Raw genomic sequence first — 18,958 nt, 5'->3', positions numbered from 1 at the left:
AACGATGAAGTTGCTATGCGCGCTCGGCGGCCATGAAGCGGGCGAAATCCACGCCTACAGCGGCGGATATCATTTCAGCCAGTGCCGGCGCTGCGGCACCGCAATGATCCGTCTCGGTGCCGCCTGGCAGGACATTCCGGACGGCCATGCGGTAGTGTGGCGCTCCGGTGTCCGCGTCGAGCGACTTCGCGATGCGGTTGACGCAGATGCGAGCGTCGCCACGACCATCCCGGACCGCGACGGCACGCGCTCGAATGCGGCAAGGCACCCCGCGCCGCCGGCCACGGCGTCTCTTCCCGCCTTCGCGCTTGCAGTCGGCTCCGGCGTCGGGCGCCTGCTCGGCACCCACGGCGCGGCAGAGGTGAAGCCCGAGCAGCGGCTGAACCGTGGCTGACCACTCCATTCAGCCGGAACTCAACCGAATCGCAGGATAAGCAGGCATCGACGGCGGTCGATCTCCCCAGTTGCGTAGCGGGGGTGAGGCCGGTCTTCTCGCGGGAGGGCCGGCCTCTTCGCGTGCTTAGCCGGTTGGCGGAGCATGGCTTTCGCTGCCAACCCCCTCTAAGGCTGCGCGATGAGTCAGGACACGCCGTTCGATCGCCGGCTACGCAGACTTCGCCGCGATCGTGCCGCCGGCCGCTTTGCCGGCGCGGACTATCTTCATCGGCTGATCGGCGAGGATCTGCTCGATCGGCTGGACAGCGTCACCCGCAGCTTCGGACATGCGCTGGTGCTCGGCGCGGCCGACCCGGCGTTCGGTGACGGGCTGAGTGCCCGCGGACTCGCGGTGACTTTCGCGGATCCCTCTTTCGCCTTTGCGCGGGCCGTCGAAGGCGTGCAGTGCGACGAGGATCGTCTGCCTTTTGCCGACGGCGCCTTCGATCTCGTCGTGTCGATCGGTCTGCTCGACACGGTCAACGATCTTCCGGGCGCGCTTCTGCTGATCCGGCGGGCGCTCGTGCCGGACGGGCTGTTCCTCGCCGCCTTCGCGGGCGCCGGCACGCTTCCCAGGCTGCGTGCCGCGATGATGGCCGCCGATGAGGCTGATGGTGGGATTGCGGCGCGCGTTCATCCCCAGATCGACGTGCGCGCGGCGGGCGACCTGCTGAGCCGGGCCGGCTTCGCCCTTCCGGTGGTCGACAGTCACGGCGTAAACGTACGTTTCTCAGGCCTGATGCGGCTGATTGCCGATCTGCGTGCAATGGCCGCGACCAATGTCCTTGCCGCGCGGGCGGGCCGGCCGATCAGCCGCTATGGCCTGGCTGCCGCGATCGCTGATTTCGCGGCGCACGCGGAGGGCGACGGCAAGACGACCGAACGTTTCGAGATACTCCACCTGCTCGGCTGGGCACCGGCGCCGAGCCAGCCCAAGCCGGCGCGGCGGGGCAGCGCCACGACCTCGCTGGCCGCGGCGCTCAAGCCGCGCTGAGCGGCAGCAACGCCTTCAGGATCGGGATCAGGGGAATGTCCGCCGGCGGCATCGCCAGCGCGCGCATGTCGTCCGGCGATACCCAGTCGATCGCCGTCGCATCGAGCGCTTCGGGGGTGCCCCGCCAGCGGCGACAGACATAGAGCAGGAGCAGCATGTGCCGGCGATCATTGTCGGCGCTGGCGAAGGTCGCAGGCGCCAGATCCGCCGCATCGACCCGGATGCCGAGCTCTTCGCCGAGTTCCCGCACAAGCGCGGCCTCCGGCCGCTCGCCGGGCTCGACCTTGCCGCCGGGAAACTCCCACAGGCCGGCCATCGCCCGGCCCGGTGCGCGTTGCTGGAGCAGGATGCGGCCGTCGGCGCGCACAAGGGCGGCGGCAACTACCGTCATCGTCGGGATTTTTTCCGGCAAGCGTCGCCTTCCTAGGAAAGTGTTAACGTCGCTGTTCTATCCCGATACGCGAATGCATGCGCGCAAAAGGATGCCGACGTGAAGCGCTGGGTAGCAAAGCTGGTCCGGGACGAGAAGGCGGCAACAGCCATCGAATATGGCATGATCTGCGCCCTGATCGTCGTCGCCGGCATGGTGGCGATGGGCTCGGTCGGCGGCAGCACGATCAGGATGTGGAACACGGTGTCCAACAACGCCACCCAGAACATGTAGTCCGTGCAGGACCGGGGTTCGCGCTAACGTTTTCGAAACCTTCACTCCCTAAAAACGCAGCATGCCCACGTGATTACGGGTCGGGGGCATGGAAGTGTGGACTTCCGAGCGCTTTGGAACAGGAGACCGGACATGATGTTTATTCGTAAGCTGATCAAGAACAACAAGGGCGCGACCGCCATCGAGTACGGCCTCATCGCCGCCCTCATCGCCGTTGCCGCCATCACCGCGATGAAGAGCGTCGGTGGCAGCGTGACCAGCACGTTCAACAACGTGAACAACGGCCTCAAGAACACCTAATGGTGTCGGCGGCGGCGCGGCCGCCGCGGGGCAAAAGAGGGGGCGGCGAAACTTCGGTTTCGCCGCCCTTTCTCGTTGAAGCCTCGGTAGCGAGGATCGCCCAGCGTTGCGCGGTCAGCGCGTGCCGTAGACCACCAGTTTGACCTTCTGCCCCGGCGAGAGGCTGCTGTTAGCGGCGAGCCCGTTCAACACCCGAAAACGCTCGAGCTTGAGATCGTCATAGGCCATGCGATTGGCCAGGCTCTGGACGGTGTCGCCCGACGCTACCGTGACCACGTCGATCACTCTCGGCCGGATCGCCGCCGCTTCCGCCGCACTCAACCGGCCCACCGACTGGACCATCGCTTCGAATGGCCCGATCCCGGCCCCCGCAGGCGTGATCAGGGCAAAATGATAGGCGCTGTTCGCGCTCCATTGATAGGCGACGATGGTGAGGTCGACCTCGCCCGACTGTGTAGAGACGCGGGCCGTGGAATAGGCGGCCGGAATGCCTCCGATCGTGGTGGTGCGGGGTTGGCTGAAATTGACCCTTCCCTGCTGGCCGACGACCGACTGGAAGGCGGCGGCGACGTAATTGGCCATGCTGCCGTTGAACGCGCTGCCGGTGAACTGGGCCTGGCCGCCCTGGCCGACGATGCTGAGCGCATTGGTGCCGTTCTGCATGCCGTATCCGTCCGGCACGGTGAAGCGGAGCCGAAGATCGGGATGGCGGAAGGTGCGGCCATCGATCACGCCCTGCCGCGGATCGTCGTCGACCATGATGCCGTCGATCTGGGCGAGGAACTGGTCGCGGTTGCGCAGGCCCGTTGTGCGTCCGGTGGCGCGGGCCTTCTGTGTCGCGCGAGTCACCCGTTCCGAGCTCAACGGATGGGTTCGCGCCCAGCTCGGCGTCGAGCGTTCATCGTTGCGGCCGGAGGCGCGCGCCTCGAGCGAGGTCGCTGCCCCCAGCGAGCCCAGGAACTGGGCGGAGGCGAGCGGATCGTAGCCGGCGGCGGCGATATAGCGGACGCCGAGATCGTCCGCTTCGAGCTCCTGGCTGCGCGAATAGCTCAGCACCAGCCCCTGGCTCACCTGTCCGGCGAGCTGGCCGAGCTCGCTCGATCCGGTCAGCACCGCAGCGCCCACCGAAAGGATCTGGCTGAGGATGCTGGCGCGCTGGCGCTGCTTGCTGTGGCGCGCGGCGACGTGGCCGGCCTCGTGGCCGAGCACGGAGGCAAGCTCCGCCTCGTCGTTCATCAGCCCGATCAGCTGGCGGGTGACGTACAAATAGCCGCCGGGTACGGCGAACGCGTTCATCACGGGCGAATTGAGCGTGGTGATGCGGAAGGCGTTGCCGCCGCCCGTGATGTTGCTCTGTGCGGTCACCCGGGAGCCGACCGAGCGGACGTAAGCGGATCGCGCACTGGTGTCCTCACCGCCGAATTCGGCGACGATCTGTGGATGCTGCTGCGCCGCCTGCGCCGCGGAACTCTGCGAGATGCTCCGGGTGCGGCCCTGCGACTCGGCGCCGCTCGCGACCAGAGCCGTCACCGAGACAGCCGTCACCGACAGCGTCATCAGCGCCTTCACCTTCATCCTCTCCCTCCTCACGCATACCGACAATTCGTCGCAAACGAACGGGGCAGAGCAGGAGAAGGTTCCTTTCGCCGCCGGAAGGAGTCCGGGCTCAGCCGATTGCGAGATATTTGGCGCGGCGGTCGGCGAGCAACTGCTCCGGACTGAGCGCGCTGAGAGCGTCGAGTTCCTCGCCGAGCGCGCTGCCGAGCGCCGCGATCGCCTCGGCTGGGGCGCGGTGGGCACCGCCGAGCGGCTCGGCGACGATCCGGTCGATCACGCCCAGTTGCTTGAGATCGGCGGCGGTGACCCGCATCGCTTCGGCGGCATCCGGCGCCTTCTCGGCGGTGCGCCACAGGATCGATGCACAGCCTTCGGGCGAGATCACGGCATAAACGCTGTGCTCCAGCATCAGCACGCGGTTCGCGGCAGCGATGGCGATCGCGCCGCCCGACCCGCCTTCGCCGACGATCGCTGCGATGAGCGGCACCTTGAGCGACAGGCAGCGCTCGGTCGAACGGGCGATCGCCTCGGCCTGGCCGCGTTCCTCGGCCTGGACGCCGGGAAAGGCACCGGCGGTATCGACCAAGGTGATCACGGGCAGGCCGAAACGGTCAGCGAGTTCCATCAACCGGATCGCCTTGCGATAGCCCTCGGGCTTGGCCATGCCGAAATTGTGCTTGAGCCGACTGGCGGTATCGTCGCCTTTCTCGTGGCCGATCACCACCACCTTGCGGCCGCCGAGACGGCCGAGCCCGCCGATGATGGCTTCGTCCTCGCCGAAATTGCGGTCTCCGGCGAGCGGCATGAAATCGTCGATCAGGGCCGCGACGTAATTCTTGAAGTGCGGCCGCTCCGGGTGCCGCGCGACCTGGGTCTTCTGCCAGGGTGTCAGCTTGGCATAGGTCTCGCGCAGCATCCGGTCCGATTTGGCGCGGAGGCGATCGATATCCTGGTCGATATTGATCTCGCTGTCCTGAGCCGTCTCCCGCAGCTCGTCGATGCGGGATTCCAGTTCGGCGATCGATTTTTCGAAGTCGAGATAGCTTGCCATAAGCGGCCGGGAGTTAGGGCGCGCCGGGCGCCGCGTCAACGCGTGCGTCCGGTGCGACGAAGTGCGGGAGATCGGCGCCCGTGCATAGGGCAGGAACGGCGCCGCCGTCCCCGCCCTCCGCTTCCAGTCTTACATCTTCACGGTCGCCCGGGCGTAGAGGTAGCGTCCCGGGAGATCGTAGACGGTCGGATCGAAATTGTTGATGTCGCAGGTCACGCAGCCCGGCGCCTTGGTGTCGAACACATTGTTGACGCCGAGCGCGAAGCCGAACCGATCATCCTCGCCGGCGCTGATCCGGAGCTGGAAATCGGTGTAGAAGCGCGCCTTCATGACGTTGCCGCCCGCCTCCTTCAGCTTCGACACGTAGCGACCGGTCAGCGAGACGCCGTAATTGGCGAGATCCCAGTCGAGGATGCCGACCGACTTCCATTTCGGGAAACCCTGTGACGGGCTGCCCTGCTCGGTGCCCTCGCGGCTGATCACCTGAACGCCGTCGGTGATCGGCACGATCACGTCGTAGTTGAGCAGGAAGGTGTTGTTCCAGGTGATGCCGAAGCGCCCTGCCCCGGTCTCGCCGGTGCGATAGGCGAGATTGACGTCGATGCCGTCGGTTTCGACCGCGGCGATGTTCTGCAGCAGCCCGAGCACCTGGGTCAGCTGACCCGCACCGGCGCGGGTAACGAGCGCGCAGGCGGCGGGATCGTTGTCGACGATGCAGTTGGTGACGGTGACTTCCGCATCGACGGTCTGGACCGCCCCCCGGATCTTGATGTCGTAGTAATTCGCCTCGAGCGAGAAGCGCGGCAGGAAGGACGGGCTGAACACGCCGCCGAACACCCAGCTCTTCGAGGTTTCCGGCTTCAGATCCTCGTTGCCGCCGACCAGCACCGAGATTTGCGGGTTGGCCTGCTGATAGGATCCGTTGGCGGGAACGCCGGCCGCGATGCAGTTGGTGCGCACGGTCGCGTCGTTGGCGAAGTGGCGCGCCGCGGTATTGTCGGGGTGCGAGGAGCAGGGATCGTCGAGCTGCTGATCGAAGCGCGACTGGGTGCCGAATAGCTCGCCGATCGACGGTGCGCGGAAGCCCTCGGCATAGGAGGCGCGCAGGCGCAGGTCCTTGATCGGCTTCCAGTTGACGCCGCCCTTGAACGTCGTCGTCGATCCGGATGTCGAATAATCGGAAAACCGGACGGCGCCGTTCAGCTCGAGCAGCTGGAAGAAGGTGCGGTCCGACAGCAGCGGCGCGTTGAGCTCGGCATAGCCCTCCCAGACCGAATAGCTGCCACGGGTGGGACGGGCGGGAATGTCGGAACTGAAGCCGGCCGCGACGATCGGATCCGGATCGAAGCGCCCGCTGAGATCGCGATATTCAACGCCCGCAGCAAGGCCGAGCGGGCCGCCGGGGAGATCGAACAGGCTGCCCGAAATGTTGCCGGTGAAGTCCCAGGTCTCCTGCTCGCTGCTGTCATTCTGCACGAAGGTGACGAAATCGAGCATCGGCTGGGTGATCGATCCGGCCCCGCCGAACAGGTTGAACGGCACGCACGGCGCGGTGCAGGCGGCGAGCGGACCGAGGGCCTGGCGAAGCTTGCTCGAATCGATGTTGCCGAACATCTGCTGCTTGGCCTTGTTGCGGCCGTAGGTTCCGTTCAGGTCCCAATACCAGTCGCGCTCGCCGATCTGGAACTTGCCGTCGAGCGTCGCCACGCCGTAGATCGTCTCGACCTTCTGGTTGAAGCGGCGCGGCCCGCCTTCGACGAAGCGGCGATAGATGAAGTCGGTGTTGGTGGCGTCGAGTGTCACTCCGAACGGATTGTAGGGATTGGTCGCATCGACGGTGGTGGCGTCGAGCACCGGCGTGATTCCCGCCGCGACTCCGACGCCGAACGGCAGCGGCGCCGCTCGGTTGCTCGACTTGCGTTCGTTCCAGATCCCGCGCAGCGAGAAGTTGATGTCCGGCGTCACTTCATATTTCAGATTGGCGAAGGCGCCGTAGCGCTCGATCGGGATCTGCAGATAGTTGAACGGACCGAAGTTGAAGCGGTCGTCCGGGCTCACGAACGGCCGGAAATCGCCCGGTGTTGCGGGGCGCCCGAGGACGGGGGCGTTGAGCGTCAGATCCTGACCGAACACGGCGTAGCGTCCGTTCGGCAGGAAGCCGGAGCAGCCGCCGTCGGCGCAGCTGTTCGAATAGGGCGCCGGGAAGCGCGAGATGTCGCGGGCACCGGCGGAGATGCCGCCCGACTTGACGTAATTGCCGCCGACGACGAGTTGCAGCGGGCCATCGCCCTTGTTGCCCCAGCTCAGCTGATAATTCTGGGTGGTGCCGTCGCCATGGTCGGTGGTGCCGATCTGGGCCGAGGCGAGGAAGCCGTCCTGACGCTTCTTGGTGATGATGTTGACCACCCCCGCGATGGCGTCGGAGCCATAGATTGCGGAGGCGCCGTCCTGGAGCACTTCGATCCGCTCGATCGCGCTTTCAGGGATTGCATTGAGGTCGGTCGAGCCGGGGACACCGCTGGCCGAGGCGCCGTTGACGAAGCGGATGCCGTCGACCAGCACCAGCACGCGCCGCGAGCCGAGATAGCGAAGGTCGATCTCGGCCGCACCGGCGCCGACGCCGCCGCCGTCGGGCGGGTTGCCGAGATTGCCGCTATTGTTGAACTTGCCGTTGAGGCCGCCGCCGGAGCTTGGGAGGCGCTGCAGCACGTCGTTGACGGAGTTGAGCCCGGTCTTGGCGATGTCCTCGCCGTCGACGAAAACGATCGGCGAATCCTGCGACAGGGGATCGCGGCGAATGCGCGAACCGGTCACCACGATGGCGTCGCCCGATTGCTCCGCGCTGGGCCCCGCCCCGCTTTCGGGATTTTCGGGCGGAAGCGTCGACTGTGCGAACACGGTCGAAGGCACGGCAAGGGTTCCGGCGATGAGTGCGAGCGAGGCGCAACCGTAACGCAGATGCTTAGGCATATACTCTCCCCAAGGGCTTTACCGCCGGCGGATCGGCGAAGCTCTGGATGTAACACGCGCAGGGGGAAGGTACGGAAGAGCAACGCGACCGGCCGGGTGCAATGTGCGGCACTTTTGCTGCGCATTGTTGCGCTAAAGTGACAGTTGCGCTTCAAGACCAAAAGTCGATGTCAGTTGCGGATGCTTGCGCGCATTTGCCTAGCAGCGATACTGCACGTCTCTTTGGAGGCAAGGGCAAGTCTTTGCGGAGACACGATTATTCCTGACATTCACCGGAATTGGATCGTGTCTTGAGAGCAATCTCGGACTAGCCTGCGGGCACAACGCCGGCTTCATCCTCTTCTTGCCGGCGACCTGCCGCCTTGCCGGCCCCGGCCATGGCATCGGTGAGCGGGTGGCGGCTGTTGACCAGTTCGACGAGCCGCCGGCTGTCGACATGGGTGTAGATCTGGGTGGTGGCGATATCGGCATGGCCGAGCAGCAGCTGCAAGGCGCGAAGGTCGGCCCCGCCCTCCAGCAGGTGGGTGGCGAAGGCGTGGCGAAGCACGTGCGGGCTGATCCGCTCCGGCGGCACGCCGGCGGCGGCGCCGAGCGCCTTGATCAGCTGATACAGGCGGACGCGGCTCAGATGCGACTTGCCCGACGGAAACAGCCACAGGCTGTCGCGCGGCACGTGCGCCGCCCATTCGGCGACGGCTTCATGGGCGCGGTCCGAAATCGGCACCAGCCGTTCCTTGGTGCCCTTGCCGCGCAGGATGAGATAGGGCCGACCAGGCTGCAAGGCATGGCGCGGCAACGACACCAATTCGGTCGCACGAAGCCCCGAGCCGTAGAGCAATTCGACGAGGGCGCAGAGACGCAGATCGAGTGTTCCGCCATGCTCCCGCTTGCGCCGCTCGAGCTCCGCGAACAGGGCGTCTATCGCGCCATGATCCAGCACCTTGGGCAGCGGCCGCGCGCCGCCGGGGCGCGGCAATGCGGCGGAGGGATCGTCGGCGCGGAAGCCTTCGTCCTGCAGGAAGGCGAAGAAGCGCCGCAGCGCCGCCGACTTGCGCGCCACCGTGGCGCGCTGAAGATCGAGCCAGGCCTCGGCGAGGGTGTTCAAAGCCGCCGCATCGGCAGCCGACAGCCGGCCGTGAAGCAGCTGCGAGGCCCCGCGCAGATCCCGCTCATAGGCGAGCAGGGTGTTGCGCGCGGCGCCCGCCTCCGCCGCCATCATCTCGAGGAAGGCAGCGATCAGCTGCCGATCCTCGCCGACCTGGCTCACAGGCGGGTCATCGCCTCGGCCGCGATCATCCGCGCTTCGTAATCCAGGCCGACCGCACGAAGCGCGTGCACGATCTGGTAGAGATGCCGCGGCGGCACGCCCTGCCAGCCGCCGGTCTGCATGCCGATCGCGGCGAGCAGAGCGACGGTGCCCGGCTGCCGGTTGCGTGCCGCCGCGGTGATCATCTGCGCCCAGCGGTTGCGCGGGGCCGGATCGACCCCGAGCGCTGCGGGATCCTCGAGCCGGCCGAGGCCGGCAAGCGCGGCGACCAGCATCTGTCCGCGGACGCTGCCCTGATCGTCGATATAATCCTCGACCCGGCTGCGGCTGGTATCGACCACCGGCCCCGGCGCGCCGACCGCCAGGATCGACCAGGCGCGATTGCCGTCGCTGCCCATCCCGTCGACGATGCTCGCCCAGGCCGAAGCCCGCCGATCGAAGCCGGCGCTCATTGCCGACGCGATCAGATCGGCGGCCCGATCGCTTTGCGACGGCAGCGCCGGGATCTGGGCGGCGGCGGCGGCGGTCAGGATCAGCCGGCCGTAACGATCGCCGCCGATCGCCTCATTGTCCCACAGGCCGCGGATCGCATCGATGCGCGCATCATAGGTGCCGGCGACATAGGCCTGCCGCAGCCGGCCAGACACGCTTCCCTCGATCTCGGAGGGATCGAGGCCGTCGCCGATCAGGCTGTAGATGTCGACTAGAGCCGCGTTCGAGAAGACGCCGATGGTGGCGGCGGTCTGCGCGGCCTTGAGACGCTGATCGAGCGGGACCATCGGCGCCCGCGCTTCCCAGGCGCTGACGTGCGCGCCCGCGCCCTGCATCAAATTGTCAGGAATCTTGAGGCCGGTGGCGCTGGCCAGGCCGAAGCGCCAGCTGTTGATGCCGTCGACCCCGTCCCACTGAATGGTGACGGCCCGCCGCGTGTCGGTACCGGCGCCGACCACCTTCTCCGCCAGCAGCAGATCGATATTGTTGCCGCCGAGCCGCCGCCGCTGCTGATCGATCAGCTGGCTCGCCCGTGACGCCTCGCCGCCGAGCGCGGCGCACATCGCGTCGGCGAGCGGCCAGAAGCGCTCTTCCGTGACGTTGCGGCCGGGGCCGATCAGCGGGCAGAGCGCGGCCGGATCGGCGGTGGCGAGCGCGGTCTGTACGGCGACCGTGAACATGCGCGGCGTGTAGCGGTCGACGTCGACCGCCTGGACCAGCATCCGCGCGCTGTCCGCCTCGCCCATCCGCAGCAGCAGCCAGGCACGCTCGGCGATCCAGTCGACGTCGTTGATCTGACGCGGCGTCGGCACTTCGGAGAGCAATGCCCGTCGCAGCAGGATCGACGTCCAGCGCGACGGCAGGGGCGCGTTGAGCCGGCCCATCAGACCGGTCAGCAATCGGCCGTGCGCCGTGCCGAACGCCTCGAAGCCGAGCCCCCAATTTTCGGCGCGAAGCGGGCCGACGACGCTGGTCGGCCGCCGCGATTCCTCGGGGATCTCGATCGGCGGCACGATCTCCTGCGCGGCGAGATCCTGGAGATCCTGCGCGGCGGCATTCTCGACCACCGGAGCATCGGTGGTCGCAACCGTGGATTCGCGCGCCACGGGCGGCGGGGTTCCGGCCGGCGCGCCCGATTCCTCTGTGCCGGGCGCCTCGTCCGGCGGTGTCGCCGGCTGCGTGCCGGGATCGCCGAAGCCCGGGGGCAGCAGCGATTCCGGGCTGCCGCGCTGGCCGAGCGCCGGGATCGCGAAGGCGAGCCCCGCCGCGCCGGCGGCCAGCAGAACTTTACTGCGCCAGCGCTTCATTCGTGACGTCCTGCTCGATGCGCTGCGTCGGCACTTCGGTATCGACGGTGCTGAGCCAGACGAGAAAGCCCACCAGAAGGACCAGCAGAGCGATGAGGATCATGGGAAGCGGCGACTTGCGACGGCGCGTCGGGGCAAAGGAGGATCTGCGCATGGGCGGCCTTTTGCCCCACGAGGCGGGGGCATGTATAGCCCCCGACGCCATGCCGGATACGCTTCCCCGTCCCGACCGCTGCATCGTGCTCGTCGGTTTGATGGGCGCGGGGAAATCGACTGTCGGCAAGAGGTTGGCGAAACGCCTCGGCCTCGGCTTCGTCGATTCGGACGAGGAGATCGAGCGCGCCGCCGATCGCACCATCTCGGAAATCTTCGAGCGATTCGGCGAAGCGAGCTTCCGCGACGGCGAGCGCCGGGTGCTTGCCCGTCTGGTCGCCGGCCCGCCCAAGGTGATCGCAACCGGCGGCGGCGCGTTCATGGACGATCGCACCCGCGGCCTTATTCTGGAGAGGTGCATCGCCATCTGGCTCGATGCCGATGTCGCCACCCTGGTGGATCGGGTCGGCCGCCGCGACACGCGCCCCCTCCTCTCCGGCAAGGATCCGGGCGAAGTGCTGGAAAAGCTCGCCGCGATCCGCAACCCCGTCTATGCGCAGGCCCATCTTCGCGTCCGCAGCCAGGCGATGCCGCACGAGCGGACGGTGGAGCGGATCATCGAGGCGTTGAACGAGCGAGAGGGCGGGAATTGAGGCAGGTCGAAGTCGGGCTTGGGGAACGCAGCTATCCGATCGTCATCGAGAACGGGCTGCTCGATCGCGCCGCCGAAATGCTCGGGCCTTATGCGCGGGGCGGCCGTCTCGTCGTCGTCGCGGACGATCGGGTGTGGGCACGCCAGGGGCCCCGCCTCCAGCAAAGCGGCTTCGAAATCGATCTCGTCACCATTCCGGCCGGAGAGGGCAGCAAGAGCTGGGAGATGCTGTCGACTTTGGTCGATCGTCTGCTCGAACTCGGGGTCGAGCGCTCCGATCACGTGCTTGCGCTCGGCGGCGGCATGGTCGGCGATCTCACCGGTTTCGCGGCGTCGATTCTGAAGCGCGGCTGCAATTTCGTTCAGGTGCCGACGACCCTTCTCGCCCAGGTCGATTCCTCGGTCGGCGGCAAGACCGCGATCAACACGCCGGCCGGCAAGAACATGGTCGGCGCCTTTCACCAGCCGGCCGCAGTGCTGATCGATCCGGCCACGCTCGAGACCCTCGATCCCCGTCAGCTCCGCGCCGGCTATGCCGAGGTGGTCAAATACGGCCTGATCGGCGATGCCATATTCTTCGACTGGTGCGAGAAGAATGCACACGCCCTGCTCGCCGGCGACGTCGATGCGCGGCTGCATGCGATCGAGACGTCGGTCCGCGCCAAGGCGGCGATCGTCGGCGAGGACGAGCGCGAATTGAGCGGCCGACGCGCCTTGCTCAATCTCGGCCACACGTTCGGCCATGCCTTCGAGGCGGAAGCCGGCTTTTCCGACCGCCTGCTGCACGGCGAGGCGGTGGCGCTCGGCATGGCGATCGCCTTCCGCTTCTCGGCCGAGCGCGGCCTCTGCCCCGCGGCCGATGCCGACCGGGTCGAAGCCCATCTCGCCGCGATCGGCCTGCCCGTCCGCAGCGATCTCGGCACGCCCGCCGGCCTCGTCGCCCATATGACTCACGACAAGAAGAAGAGCGGCGGCCGGGTCCCCTTCATCCTCGCCCGCGGCATCGGCCAGGCGTTCGTCGACAAGAGTGTCGAGCTCGCCGAAGTGGAGGATTTTCTGAGGCGCTGGCGCGGCTAGGCTGCCTGGGAATTGTCCTACTGCGAGTGCCCGAACACCCAGCGTCGATGAATGCCGAACGTAAGCAGCGGCGTCACGAGCACGCAGGGGAGCAGCGGCAGCCAGACGGGCCCGTGCATGGGACCGGTGATCGTCCAGGTAAATGCGGCATTGAGGAGCATCCCACCGGCCTGAACGAGCAGGAAGCGAACCGCGCTCCCGGAGGTGCCGCTGCGATTGCCTGCGAAACTCCACCGCCCGTGCAACACGAAGCCGAATGCGGCGGCGGCGAGGAAGGCGGGCGGCACGGCGGCGGTCGCCCATGACGGTGGCAGCAAACCAGCAAGCCAGAGATAGACGCCGGAATAGAGTATAGAACTCAGGCCGCCGACAATGCCGTAGCGGATCAGTTGCGCGGCAAGAGGGGTCGTGGAGCTCTTCACACCCGCTCGGTCGAAGCGCTCACCCGTCGACGACCTGTGCCGCCGAGTCGACTCCCTTCTCGGCGTCGGCGAGGCGATTGTCCGGCGTGAACATGCGTTCGCGCAGCGCGTGGAGGTTGCCGGATCGGCTCTGGCTCTCCAACCGCTCGCGGTCGCGGTCGCGATATTCCTGTTCGACGCGGCTCACTTCATCGGGCTCGAACCCGAAGGCGGTCAGCGCCTCGCGGCCCATCAGCACCGCCGATTCGAACACTTCGCGCACGGCGAACTTGATGTCGGCGGCACCCATTTCCATCAGATGGAGGCGATCGAACGCGCGCACGAAGATCGCGGCTTGTGGAAAGGCTTCGAGGATCGGCTCCAGCCGATGCGCATTCAGCCATTTGCCGTCGAGGCAGAACAGGATCGCCCGCACCTCATTGGCGCCGGCGAGACGGAGCAGGTCCAGCCTGGTGCCGTCGCCATAATAGACTTTGAGCCCGAACGAGCCGCTGACCTCGATCTGCGACGGCTTCGAATCGATCAGGGTAACGCTGATCCCCTTGGCCATCAGCATCTGGGCGACGGTCTGGCCGAAGCGGCCATAGCCGACCACGATCGCACAGGAATCGGGCGAGCCCTCGGGGCCGTCGAGCCCGTCGCCATCGCCGGCGCGGCTGCGTCGGTCGAGCCAGTCGTTGACCATCATCAGGAACGGGGTGGAGGCCATCGACACGGTGACGACGGCCGCGAACAACGTCGCGGCTTCGGGCGCGATCAGCGCCGCGCTCTGCGCCGCGGCGAACAGCACGAACGCGAATTCGCCGCCCTGGCTGAGCAGCAGGCCGAGCTTCAGCGCCTTTCTGCGCTCGACCCCGAACAGACGGGCGAGGCCGAACAGCAGCACCGCCTTCAAGGTGATCAAGGCCAGCGCCATGCCGATCACGAACAGCGGCCTGGCGGCGATCGCGTCGAGATCGAGCAGCATGCCGACCGCGACGAAGAACATGCCGAGCAGGATCGATCGGAACGGATCGATGTCGGCTTCGAGTTCGTGCCGGTAGGGCGAGTCGGCGAGCATCACGCCGGCGATGAAGGCGCCGAGGGCGGTCGACAGGTGCAGGCTCTCCATCACCGCCGCGCTGGCGAGGACGATGAACAGGCCGGCGACGATGAACAATTCGCGCTCCGCCACCCGGCCGACGAGGCGGAACAGCGGATTGATCAGGAAGCGCCCGGCAGCGACCAGTCCGACGATGGCGCCGATCGTGTAGCCGGTCAGCTGCAGGCCGGTCGGAGCGTTGGGATCGACCGGGGCCCGGGAGAGCGCGGCGATGATCGTGATCAGCGGCACGATCGACAAATCCTGAAACAGCAGTACCGAGAAGGCGCGCTCGCCGTCCGGCGTGTTGATCGTGCCGTCCGAGCGAAGGCTCGGCAGCACCTGCGCGGTCGAGGAGAGCGCCAGCGGCAGCCCAATCGCGAGCGAAGCGGCGACGCTGAACCCGGCCGCCACGTAGATGAGGCCGCTGATCGCCAGGCCGCAGACGGTGACCTGGAGCAGGCCGAGCCCGAAGATATCCTGCTTCAATCGCCACAGCCGTGCCGGATTGAGCTCGAGCCCGACCAGGAAGAGGAGCAGGACGATGCCGAAATCGGCGATGTGGAGCATCTCCTCGGGCGCGCTGATCAGGGCGAGGCCGTCGGGGCCGATCAGAGCCCCTGCGAGTAGATAGCCGAGCACCGCGCCGAGGCCGAAACGGCGGAACACCATCACGAAGACCAGCGCAGCGCCGAGAATGATGACGCCGTCCCGAAGCACGAGCTCGGCGGCGGTGGCGGCCTGGTGCGCTTCCATCAGGCCGCTCCCGCCGCTGCCGGCGCTGCCGCCGCGGCCTCTTCTGCAGCAGCGGCGGCGGCCTCGAAGGCGAGCAGGATCGAGGCATGGCGGGCGGCGAACGGCCGCGCCACGGCGAGACTGTCGAGGCCGGGCCAGGCGCCGGGATCGCCGCGATTGCCGGCGAGAAAGGCGGCCAGCGCGTCGCGCGCAGCAGCGAGCTCGGCCGGCGTTGCGCCGACAGCATGCGCGCCCATCAGCGCCGCCGAGGCCTGACCGAGCGCGCAGGCCTTTACCTCCTGCCCCAGAGCCCCGATCCGGCCGTCCGGCCCGAGTTCCACGTCGACCACCACTTCGCTGCCGCACACAGGCGAGCGCCGGCGCGCGCTCGCCTGCGGCCGCTCGAGCCGACGCTGGTGCGGAATGGAGGCGGCAAGCCGCAGGATGTCGCGATTGTAGAGAGGCGTGGTCACCCGCCGGCTATAGAATGCCCCCGGTTGCGGCGCCACCCGCCCAAAGGTGTAAGGATCGCGCTCCCCCGCGACAAACGCCGAAATGCCGTTATGCTCCCCGCACAGACCAGGGAGATCGCATGCACCGCAAGCTCGTCATCGCCGCCGTCCTTGCAACCCTTGCCGCCGCGGCGCCCGCCGCGCCGCGCGAGGTGGCGATCGACAGCGGCCGAATTCGCGGCGCGGTGGAGGGCGGCGTGGCGTCGTGGAAAGGCATTCCTTTCGCGGCGCCGCCGATTGGGGACCTGCGCTGGCGGGCACCGCAGCCCCCGGCGAAATGGACGGGCGTGCGCGACTCCACCGCTTATGGCCATGATTGCATGCAGCTCCCCTTCCCCAGCGATGCCGCGCCGCTCGGAACCGAACCGGCCGAGGATTGCCTGGTCGCCAACGTCTGGGCGCCGGCGAACGCCAGGGCCGGCGGGAAGCTGCCGGTGATCGTCTGGATCTACGGCGGCGGCTTCGTCAACGGCGGCTCCTCGCCGCCGACCTATTCCGGCGCCAACCTCGCCCGCCAGGGCGTGGTCTTCGTCAGCTTCAATTACCGGCTCGGCCGGTTCGGCACCTTCGTCCATCCGCAGCTCGGCGCCGAGGGCGAAAGCAACGGCAATTTCGGCTTTCAGGACCAGCTTGCCGGCCTTGAATGGGTGAAGCGCAACGTCGCTGCGTTCGGCGGCGATCCCGGCAACGTCACCCTCATCGGCGAAAGCGCCGGCGGCATGTCGGTCAACACGATGGTCACCTCGCCGCAGGCGAAAGGCCTGATCCACCGCGCGGTGGTGATGTCGGGAGGCGACGGCAGTGCGCGGGCCGAGGGCGGTGCGGCCGCGGCGCAGGCGGCGAGCGTCGCCTTCGCCGCAGCGAAGGGTATCTCCGCCGACGATCCGCAGGCGCTCGCGAAGCTGCGGGCGCTGCCTGCGGCCGACATCGTCGACGGCCTCAATCTCGAAACCTTCTTCGCGCCCAAGGCGCCGCCCCGCCCCTTCGCGAGCCCTTATGTCGACGGCACGCTCGCGGTCGATGTCGGCGTGGCCTATCGCAGCGGCGCATTCGCCCGCATCCCGATCATGATCGGCGCCACCAGCAACGATATCGGCGGCCCCATCGGCTACATGATCGCCGGGGCCCGCAGCCTGGCGGGCACGATCGCGGCCCATCAGGTGCCAACCTACCATTACCGTTTCTCCTACGCGGCGGAGTCGCTCGGCAAGACGGGTGCCGATCATGCCAGCGACATCCCCTTCTTCTTCGACACGCAGGCGATCAAATATGGCGACAGGACCAGCGCGCGCGACAATCGGGTCGGCAAGACGATCAGCGCCTATCTGGTGAACTTCGCCAAAACGGGTAATCCCAACGGCGCCGGCCTCCCGCAATGGCCGGCTTATGATCGGGCCGACGACCGGCTGCTCGATTTCGGCGCCGACGGCCGCGCAAGCGCAGCGAAGGATCCGCTCGCAGCGCAGATCGACGCCGCCGTTCGCTGAGCCGCCCTCAATTGCCGGCGACGTCCTCCAGCGGCCCGCCCATGCCGTTATATTGGCCGTCGCCGCGGACCATCGCCAGCGCTTCCCCCGCGGCCGGCGAAAGCTCGATGACGTGAACCGAGGCACCGACCTTGGTCACGCCGAACAGCAAACGTGCAAATTCCTTGGGCAGGCGGATGCAGCCGTGCGAGGCGGGATGTCCCGGGATCTGGCCGGCATGGAGGGCGACCCCGTCCCAGGTCAGCCGCTGCATGAACGGCATCGGCGCGTTGTTGTACTTGTTCGAATAATGCTCGCGCCGTTTCTCAAGGATGTCGAACGTGCCGACCGGGGTCCTGTGACCCGGCTTGCCGGTCGAAACGGTCGACACGCCGATCAGGCTGCCGCCGCGATAGACGAAGGCGCGCTGCAGCGGGATGCTGACCACGATCTCGACCGGCCCAGCAGAGGCGCGCTCCGGTGCCCACAGGAACTTGCCGGGACGCAGCGACGCTTCTTCCTCGAACGGATCGGGCGCGACGGGTGGAACGGCAGCAATCGGGGCCGCTGCGATCGGGACGACCGGCGACGGCGCGGCGGCGGCGACGCCCGGCTGCGGCATGTTCGCCACGACGGGACCGGCCGTCTGGGGTGATGCCGACACCGGTGCTGATGGGCTCAGGGAAGCCGTGTCGCCGGGTTCCTCCGTGTAGGCGGCGTAGATGGGAGTGAAACTCAGCAACATGGCGGCGATTGCGGCGAAACTGCTTTGAACGACGACCTGGCTCATCTTGTGATCTGCAAGCGGGTCTTCGTCCCCGCCCCTTTCCTGCGGCCGGAATGGCCTTGGGCGGGGGCTCTAGGCGCGAGTCGTTGCGGCGTTGTGCCGCGCAACATCCATAATGGTTTCGATTGTTTCAGAGCCGGGTCGAGCGCCTGCTCAACCGCGCCCCGCCGCTGTCCTCGCTACAGCAGAAGCGGCGCTTGCGACTTCCCGCTCCGCCTGGGTGAAGCCATAAGCCGGGACGATCTCGCCGGCGCGGTCGACCACGCTGCTCCACTCCGTCGCCAGCTGCTCGCCCGCGTCTACGCCGCCGCCAATCTGCACGCCCTGGGTCAGCGTCACATGCGCGGCGGCGAAGTGGCCGGCGCCGGCGCAAAGAATGGCCCGGCTGGGCGCCTCGTCGCCAACCAGCGCCATCAGGCCCGGGCTGACCAGTTCGGGCGCGAGCAGCCGCAGATCCTCGTTGGGCAGCACATCCTGGGTCATCCGGGTGGCGGCGGTCGGCGCCAGGCAGTTCACCCGGATGCCGTATTTCTCACCCTCGATCGCCAGCGTCTGCATCAGTCCGACCAGCGCCATCTTGGCCGCGCCGTAATTTGCCTGGCCGAAATTGCCGTAAAGACCGGACGAGGAGGTCGTCATTACGATCCGTCCGTGCCGCTGGGTGCGCATCGTCTCCCAAACTGCCTTGCTGCAGACGGCAGCGCCGATCAGATGCACGTCGACCACCAGGCGGAATTCGTCGATGCTCATCTTGGCGAAGCTCTTGTCGCGCAGGATGCCGGCATTGTTGATCAGGATGTCTATCCGGTTCCATCGGGTGAGGGCCGCTTCGACCATCTGGGCCACTCCAGCCTCGTCGGTCACCGAAGCGGCGAACCCCAGCGCATCGCCGCCTGCCGCGACGATCTCGGCAACGACGGCGTCGGCAGCCTCCTGCGAAAGATCGTTGACGACGACCCGCGCGCCCTGCCGCGCCAGGTAGAGCGCATGGGCACGCCCGAGACCGCAGCCTGCCCCCGTCACGATCGCAACCCGTTCCGCCAGTCCCATCTTCACCTCCCATGCGTGATCTCGCACAGTTAGCCGCCGATATGTT

19 protein-coding genes are annotated in these 18,958 nt (G+C 67.5%); 7 read left to right on the top strand and 12 right to left on the bottom strand.

Annotation, left to right across the window (positions count from 1 at the left end):
• The first annotated feature begins 4 nt into the window (after window positions 1–4).
• A complete protein-coding gene (locus ETR14_RS21805; protein ID WP_129388902.1) occupies window positions 5–394 on the top strand; it encodes a hypothetical protein in 390 nt (129 codons plus the stop codon).
• A 180-nt stretch (window positions 395–574) separates the two neighbouring features.
• Window positions 575–1,429 carry a methyltransferase domain-containing protein gene (locus tag ETR14_RS21800; RefSeq protein WP_129388899.1) on the top strand — a complete coding sequence of 285 codons (855 nt, stop codon included), beginning with the start codon at window positions 575–577 and terminating at the stop codon, window positions 1,427–1,429.
• On the opposite strand, the gene ETR14_RS21795 is transcribed toward ETR14_RS21800, so the two are convergent.
• Window positions 1,416–1,820 (bottom strand): (deoxy)nucleoside triphosphate pyrophosphohydrolase, encoded by a 405-nt coding sequence (locus tag ETR14_RS21795; protein ID WP_129388896.1) that lies wholly within the window; start codon window positions 1,818–1,820, stop codon window positions 1,416–1,418. The genes ETR14_RS21800 and ETR14_RS21795 overlap by 14 nt on opposite strands.
• 99 nt (window positions 1,821–1,919) lie before the next feature.
• Between ETR14_RS21795 and ETR14_RS21790 the strand changes: the two genes are divergently transcribed.
• Together ETR14_RS21790 and ETR14_RS21785 are read left to right on the top strand one after the other, a co-directional pair.
• A complete protein-coding gene (locus ETR14_RS21790) occupies window positions 1,920–2,093 on the top strand; it encodes a Flp family type IVb pilin (RefSeq protein WP_129388894.1) in 174 nt (57 codons plus the stop codon).
• 132 nt (window positions 2,094–2,225) lie between these two features.
• Window positions 2,226–2,393, top strand: coding sequence for a Flp family type IVb pilin (locus tag ETR14_RS21785; protein WP_129388892.1), 168 nt, complete (start codon window positions 2,226–2,228; stop codon window positions 2,391–2,393).
• A 114-nt stretch (window positions 2,394–2,507) separates the two neighbouring features.
• Here ETR14_RS21785 and ETR14_RS21780 read toward each other — a convergent pair whose 3' ends face one another.
• From ETR14_RS21780 to ETR14_RS29585, 6 genes are all read right to left on the bottom strand, one after another.
• The gene (locus ETR14_RS21780; RefSeq protein WP_129388889.1) at window positions 2,508–3,968 is read right to left on the bottom strand and encodes a M48 family metalloprotease; all 1,461 of its coding nucleotides are present in this window, start codon (window positions 3,966–3,968) and stop codon (window positions 2,508–2,510) included.
• Between the two features lie 91 nt (window positions 3,969–4,059).
• Window positions 4,060–5,001: an acetyl-CoA carboxylase carboxyltransferase subunit alpha gene (locus ETR14_RS21775; protein WP_129388887.1), complete on the bottom strand. Its 942-nt coding sequence runs from the start codon at window positions 4,999–5,001 to the stop codon at window positions 4,060–4,062.
• A 129-nt stretch (window positions 5,002–5,130) separates the two neighbouring features.
• Window positions 5,131–7,971 (bottom strand): TonB-dependent receptor, encoded by a 2,841-nt coding sequence (locus tag ETR14_RS29685; RefSeq protein WP_129388885.1) that lies wholly within the window; start codon window positions 7,969–7,971, stop codon window positions 5,131–5,133.
• A gap of 307 nt (window positions 7,972–8,278) precedes the next feature.
• Entirely contained in the window at window positions 8,279–9,190 is a 912-nt protein-coding gene (locus ETR14_RS21765) for a tyrosine-type recombinase/integrase (protein ID WP_243455944.1), read from the bottom strand.
• A 44-nt stretch (window positions 9,191–9,234) separates the two neighbouring features.
• Window positions 9,235–11,037, bottom strand: coding sequence for a hypothetical protein (locus ETR14_RS21760; RefSeq protein ID WP_129388879.1), 1,803 nt, complete (start codon window positions 11,035–11,037; stop codon window positions 9,235–9,237).
• Window positions 11,018–11,140, bottom strand: coding sequence for a hypothetical protein (locus tag ETR14_RS29585; protein ID WP_256370188.1), 123 nt, complete (start codon window positions 11,138–11,140; stop codon window positions 11,018–11,020). The genes ETR14_RS21760 and ETR14_RS29585 overlap by 20 nt, the downstream gene beginning before the upstream one ends.
• 100 nt (window positions 11,141–11,240) lie before the next feature.
• On the opposite strand from ETR14_RS29585, the gene ETR14_RS21755 reads away from it, so the two are divergent.
• Window positions 11,241–11,783 carry a shikimate kinase gene (locus ETR14_RS21755; RefSeq protein ID WP_206186116.1) on the top strand — a complete coding sequence of 181 codons (543 nt, stop codon included), beginning with the start codon at window positions 11,241–11,243 and terminating at the stop codon, window positions 11,781–11,783.
• Window positions 11,780–12,859 (top strand): 3-dehydroquinate synthase, encoded by a 1,080-nt coding sequence (gene aroB, locus ETR14_RS21750; protein ID WP_129388874.1) that lies wholly within the window; start codon window positions 11,780–11,782, stop codon window positions 12,857–12,859. Before ETR14_RS21755 ends, aroB begins: the two co-directional genes overlap by 4 nt.
• 17 nt (window positions 12,860–12,876) lie before the next feature.
• On the opposite strand, the gene ETR14_RS21745 is transcribed toward aroB, so the two are convergent.
• The 3 genes from ETR14_RS21745 to ETR14_RS21735 are packed head-to-tail and all read right to left on the bottom strand — an operon-like array spanning window position 12,877 to window position 15,570.
• Window positions 12,877–13,281, bottom strand: a complete 405-nt coding sequence (locus ETR14_RS21745; protein WP_129388872.1) for a GtrA family protein — start codon at window positions 13,279–13,281, stop codon at window positions 12,877–12,879.
• 19 nt (window positions 13,282–13,300) lie between these two features.
• Window positions 13,301–15,118 carry a cation:proton antiporter gene (locus ETR14_RS21740; RefSeq protein ID WP_129388868.1) on the bottom strand — a complete coding sequence of 606 codons (1,818 nt, stop codon included), beginning with the start codon at window positions 15,116–15,118 and terminating at the stop codon, window positions 13,301–13,303.
• Complete coding sequence (locus ETR14_RS21735; RefSeq protein WP_129388865.1) at window positions 15,118–15,570, bottom strand: iron-sulfur cluster assembly scaffold protein; 453 nt, start codon at window positions 15,568–15,570, stop codon at window positions 15,118–15,120. Before ETR14_RS21735 ends, ETR14_RS21740 begins: the two co-directional genes overlap by 1 nt.
• Before the next feature lie 119 nt (window positions 15,571–15,689).
• Here ETR14_RS21735 and ETR14_RS21730 point away from each other — a divergent pair, with 119 nt between their 5' ends.
• Window positions 15,690–17,096 (top strand): carboxylesterase/lipase family protein, encoded by a 1,407-nt coding sequence (locus ETR14_RS21730; RefSeq protein ID WP_129388862.1) that lies wholly within the window; start codon window positions 15,690–15,692, stop codon window positions 17,094–17,096.
• A gap of 7 nt (window positions 17,097–17,103) precedes the next feature.
• Here ETR14_RS21730 and ETR14_RS29770 read toward each other — a convergent pair whose 3' ends face one another.
• Window positions 17,104–17,865: a L,D-transpeptidase family protein gene (locus tag ETR14_RS29770; protein WP_371416721.1), complete on the bottom strand. Its 762-nt coding sequence runs from the start codon at window positions 17,863–17,865 to the stop codon at window positions 17,104–17,106.
• Window positions 17,866–18,015: 150 nt separating this feature from the next.
• Window positions 18,016–18,918 (bottom strand): SDR family NAD(P)-dependent oxidoreductase, encoded by a 903-nt coding sequence (locus ETR14_RS21720; RefSeq protein WP_371416720.1) that lies wholly within the window; start codon window positions 18,916–18,918, stop codon window positions 18,016–18,018.
• Window positions 18,919–18,958: the final 40 nt, after the last annotated feature.

The sequence above is a fragment of the Sphingosinicella sp. BN140058 genome, assembly GCF_004135585.1.
Classification (GTDB): Bacteria; Pseudomonadota; Alphaproteobacteria; order Sphingomonadales; family Sphingomonadaceae; genus Allosphingosinicella.
The sequence above is the reverse complement of the archived record's forward strand: the minus strand, read 5'-3'. Positions and strand labels throughout refer to the sequence as shown.

Excerpts from the sequence above, each read along its gene's own strand:
- ETR14_RS21755 (WP_206186116.1), top strand. The coding sequence starts at position 11,241 with ATGCCGGATACGCTTCCCCGTCCCGACCGCTGCATCGTGCTCGTCGGT.
- ETR14_RS29685 (WP_129388885.1), bottom strand. The coding sequence starts at position 7,971 with ATGCCTAAGCATCTGCGTTACGGTTGCGCCTCGCTCGCACTCATCGCC.
- ETR14_RS29585 (WP_256370188.1), bottom strand. The coding sequence starts at position 11,140 with ATGATCCTCATCGCTCTGCTGGTCCTTCTGGTGGGCTTTCTCGTCTGG.
- ETR14_RS21795 (WP_129388896.1), bottom strand. The coding sequence starts at position 1,820 with ATGACGGTAGTTGCCGCCGCCCTTGTGCGCGCCGACGGCCGCATCCTG.
- ETR14_RS21800 (WP_129388899.1), top strand. The coding sequence starts at position 575 with ATGAGTCAGGACACGCCGTTCGATCGCCGGCTACGCAGACTTCGCCGC.
- ETR14_RS21765 (WP_243455944.1), bottom strand. The coding sequence starts at position 9,190 with ATGATGGCGGCGGAGGCGGGCGCCGCGCGCAACACCCTGCTCGCCTAT.
- ETR14_RS21785 (WP_129388892.1), top strand. The coding sequence starts at position 2,226 with ATGATGTTTATTCGTAAGCTGATCAAGAACAACAAGGGCGCGACCGCC.
- ETR14_RS21740 (WP_129388868.1), bottom strand. The coding sequence starts at position 15,118 with ATGGAAGCGCACCAGGCCGCCACCGCCGCCGAGCTCGTGCTTCGGGAC.
- ETR14_RS21760 (WP_129388879.1), bottom strand. The coding sequence starts at position 11,037 with ATGAAGCGCTGGCGCAGTAAAGTTCTGCTGGCCGCCGGCGCGGCGGGG.
- ETR14_RS21730 (WP_129388862.1), top strand. The coding sequence starts at position 15,690 with ATGCACCGCAAGCTCGTCATCGCCGCCGTCCTTGCAACCCTTGCCGCC.
- ETR14_RS21780 (WP_129388889.1), bottom strand. The coding sequence starts at position 3,968 with ATGAAGGTGAAGGCGCTGATGACGCTGTCGGTGACGGCTGTCTCGGTG.
- ETR14_RS29770 (WP_371416721.1), bottom strand. The coding sequence starts at position 17,865 with ATGAGCCAGGTCGTCGTTCAAAGCAGTTTCGCCGCAATCGCCGCCATG.
- ETR14_RS21805 (WP_129388902.1), top strand. The coding sequence starts at position 5 with ATGAAGTTGCTATGCGCGCTCGGCGGCCATGAAGCGGGCGAAATCCAC.
- ETR14_RS21775 (WP_129388887.1), bottom strand. The coding sequence starts at position 5,001 with ATGGCAAGCTATCTCGACTTCGAAAAATCGATCGCCGAACTGGAATCC.